The organism is Bradyrhizobium sp. Mp27 (genome assembly GCF_029953005.1).
In the GTDB taxonomy this organism is placed as follows: Bacteria; Pseudomonadota; Alphaproteobacteria; order Rhizobiales; family Xanthobacteraceae; genus Bradyrhizobium; species Bradyrhizobium barranii.
The window spans coordinates 1-3,608 of sequence record NZ_JASAUS010000343.1 but is presented as its reverse complement, the minus strand read 5'-3'; the positions used below and the strand labels follow the sequence as shown (position 1 = coordinate 3,608).

At 53.2% G+C, this 3,608-nt stretch carries 3 protein-coding genes; 1 reads left to right on the top strand and 2 read right to left on the bottom strand.

Features of this window, described 5'->3' with window-relative positions; translation table 11 throughout:
* Positions 1 to 205, bottom strand: a 205-nt coding sequence (locus QJT78_RS49455; RefSeq protein ID WP_281460799.1) for a hypothetical protein, incomplete at its 3' end; no start/stop codon positions are given.
* A 397-nt stretch (positions 206 to 602) separates the two neighbouring features.
* Between QJT78_RS49455 and QJT78_RS49450 the strand changes: the two genes are divergently transcribed.
* Positions 603 to 848 carry a hypothetical protein gene (locus tag QJT78_RS49450; protein ID WP_240537867.1) on the top strand — a complete coding sequence of 82 codons (246 nt, stop codon included), beginning with the start codon at positions 603 to 605 and terminating at the stop codon, positions 846 to 848.
* A 155-nt stretch (positions 849 to 1,003) separates the two neighbouring features.
* On the opposite strand, the gene QJT78_RS49445 is transcribed toward QJT78_RS49450, so the two are convergent.
* A complete protein-coding gene (locus tag QJT78_RS49445) occupies positions 1,004 to 1,342 on the bottom strand; it encodes a peptidase inhibitor family I36 protein (protein ID WP_157790184.1) in 339 nt (112 codons plus the stop codon).
* Positions 1,343 to 3,608 lie beyond the last annotated feature (2,266 nt).

Here is a 3,608-nt window from a genome sequence, read left to right as displayed (position 1 = left end):
AACCTCGGCTTCCATGACTCGATGGAAGCCACTGTGGACCCTTATCCCGGGGTCCCGATTGGATGCCGATCACCCCGAAAACGGGGTCCTTATTCCATGCCGAAACACAGAGCTTGATTAGCGTGAACACCAAGAGCGTGCGGGCTGGGCTATCGATCAGACCGCTTTGTTGCTGAAACATTAGGTTGGCGGCGAACTCAATCATTGTGGCGTCGGCGCTGGTAGGCCAAGATCATCCTTCCGCCTGCATTTCCTTCCGAAGCCGTCTTCTCAGCCCCACTGATCCCATCAGCCCGGTTGGGGCGGAATCTCCATTTTGTGGATACGTGAATTTTCTCATATGCCGGTCGATGCCCCTTCTTACCCAGGGATTCGATCCCCCTGTACGACCCTCGACTAAGCTGCGCCGAAGCACGCCGTGCTTAGCCAGTACTTTAGCTTGTTCTGATCTGTCCCACGACTTGCAAGCTTCGACCACGAGCTGATCGTGATCGTAGTCCCATTCGTGTTCTCTTGTGATTGATGAGAACCAACCGGCTGTATCGGCGCGCAGGTGTTTAGGCGCTGAAACTTTCCATGTGATTTGATCCACCCATGAGTTGATGCCTGCGCTGCCTGGAGCGGTGTACAAGCAATGCACAAGTGAATGGAGTAGACATGGCAGCAAAAACACGGTTGTTCGCCGCGAATGGACAAAAGATGATCTGCGGCAATTGAAGGCGATGGCCAAGGAAAACGCTGGAGTCGCCAAGGTAGTCAAGAAGCTAAAGCGCACCGTTCAAGCAACGACGATGAAGGCTTCAACACTCGGCATATCACTTTCGACCCCGCTAAAGCGCGTTTCATAGATCCCACATCGCAGATCGGAGCGCGCATGAGGCCAGGTCCACTGTGTCCCTGATAGCCGCCCTATAGCGGTCCTCAACGGAGGTCCGAGCTAAGCCAAATTCGGACGTTCTCGCCTCAGAGAGGTGTCGCCACCTCTCTCGCCCGCGCCACAAACTTACAGTCCGATATCGCGCGGTGCGTCGGGCAATTCTACTTGGACCTCAGATTCGCTTAGAGTAGGAACCTTTAACTTAAACGACCTGATGCGATTGGCCCAATTGCCGCCACCTGGTAAATTCGCCAGATCATCGCATCCGCCGGCCCGTATGAGTTGGACGTGATTTCCGCCGTAGTTTGGCTGATCGTAGAGAACCACTGGAATCGCCTCGCGAACAACAGATAGACTCTCGGCTTTCGCGTCGATCTCCGGAGGCAGTGTGGGCATATCCACTTCGAATGACTTCCCAACGCCTTCGCCGTTCTTTTCATCCCATAGACGAATAGCACGGGGCATATGTTCCTCCTCCGCCAAAGTGAAAACTACGGAGCCATCAAATGCAGCTGCATCCAGGTAAGTCCAACCGTAAGCGCTACCGCACTACCTCGTATGAACGACTCCCGTAACGGTCATTCGCATTTTTTGCTTATGCAGATGAAGCCGGAACAGCAATCTGTATCTTTCTCGCAACTTGAATATTGTCCATTGCAAGCAAATCTTAACGGCGTCATCTTCTTGAGATGATAGAAGTAGCCAGTCGTCTTGTTGGTTATGGGAATTTCTCTCGCCGCATACGAAAACGTCGGGGATACAGCGATTATCGCAGCCAAGATGTAGATTTTCATATCACGCTCCATTTTGACAGTTTACACGGAGCTGAAGAACTCACATGTAGTCCGCGCTATACCTTTGATACCAGCTCGTATGGCAAGCACCGCTACCGCCATAAACGGTCGGCCTTTTTTCGGAATTCGCGTACACATCGTAAATGGTAGAGGGAACTGCAATCGATGTAACCTTAATTGCCCTGTTGGGATTTCTGTTTACAAGAATAATGCATCCGTTCCGTTCCTGAACAACAAGGTCGCCGCACGCGCTACCTTGGCATTGCGCGAACGCATGATCACTGAACAAGACTGTCGTAAAGACTGATCCTAAAATGATCAGTGATGATTTTGATTTCATAACAACCTCCGACTAGGAAATTATGCACGAACCATCCGCTGAACACCGCGTCCAAACGGACTGAAGTGGCGAACTCGAGCTGAGCGGATCTGCCGTTCGCCGCCAGCAAATATCGACGCCTCTGCTTCCAGCCTCAGCAAACGTTCCAATAGACTGCCCGCGCGTCATTGGGCCGCTGAACACAACTTGGTTGGCGGCACAGTCCTGGTTGCTGCCCAAGGTGACCACGACAAGCGGGATGCGATCCCATCCATCCATGGAGACCGAGATCGCGGCATACCCCTGAGATACACTTGCCAAAGCAAGCGCTAAGCCCATCCCTATTACACAACGCCTCATGATTGATCTCCCTGCTAGTCCTTGTCTGTAGAGATCCATTGTCCTTCGTTTGCCGCGCACGTTGTCGCGTGGCCCGCTTCAATCGATGATCAGCAAATCTTGTGATTGGCGCACCGACCATCCAGGATCAGCCCTAAATTGTTATCGATTCGACTGAGATAGTATTCTGCGCTTCCCGGGTTGGCGTGAGCTTGTGCGTGCGCAGGCAGCGGACCGATTGACCACAATGCGTTTGCCCAGAGGCCGGAAGCTATGAGGGCGAGAAGAATCTGCGTAGGTCGGTCCATCGTTGATTGCCTCGTGGCGCTTATATAACTGACCGCGTTCTGCTCTGGGCAATGCCGAGCATAGTGCGTGAGGGATCGCTAAACTCCCCCGAGATGCGCGACCAGCACGCTTGCATTTGCGCATTGCGCTGAGTGGAGGAGCCTCAGTTGATTTTTAAGGCGCGAATTAAACGATAACTTCGCCGTCGGGGAACTACTGCTGCGGCAAGGTTCGCCGTCATGGATCGGTGCCATTGTGCAGACAACAATGCGCGCTCAGTTGTTTATACAGGTCACCTTGTACCAAGAGTACCCGCAACGGTGGCCATTATGCGTTCCCTCCGGTTCAAGCCGGTGCGGCAGCACTTTCTTGTCTCCTCCGCCCAAGCGGACAGTGCAGATTTCTTCAGCTATCTGCTCGGCGTTTGATCCGCAGGGGTACAAAGATGGAGAAGACGCTGGGCAGCGCTTTTCGCCAATACAAAATCGCGTCGATTGCGAGAGGGCTTCGCTGCAAAATGCTGTCGCGAAAAGCAATCCAAATACAATTGAACGCATGGCTACCACCCTTCTGGGTTGTCAAGACGCCACGGTTGAAGTCAATTTCGATTGCAACGTTGAACTTAAACTATCCGTGGTGCAGCTCACAATATCCTTCTATCAGAGGGCGTCGAATGGTCGCAGATTTGGCAAGATGACTCACTCAAGCTCGACTCCGATTTCTCCCACTCGATTCTAACGCGTCCGGTGCCTTCGCCGTCGGTCAGGCAGCTTGTAGGATCAGTTGATCGGCTACGCCAGAACCCACGCAACCTTTTCGTTGCCTGCACGGTCGCCAAAGATATCGACTGCGGTATTAGCCGGGAGAAAGCGCCGTGCGCCGCTAGTACCCGGAATCAGAGCTGAGTGATACGGCGGCCTTTGAAACGGCGTTGACGGACCTTTTTCTTGGTCCAGACGAAGGGCTCGGCTCTGTCGTTGTATGCGTTGAC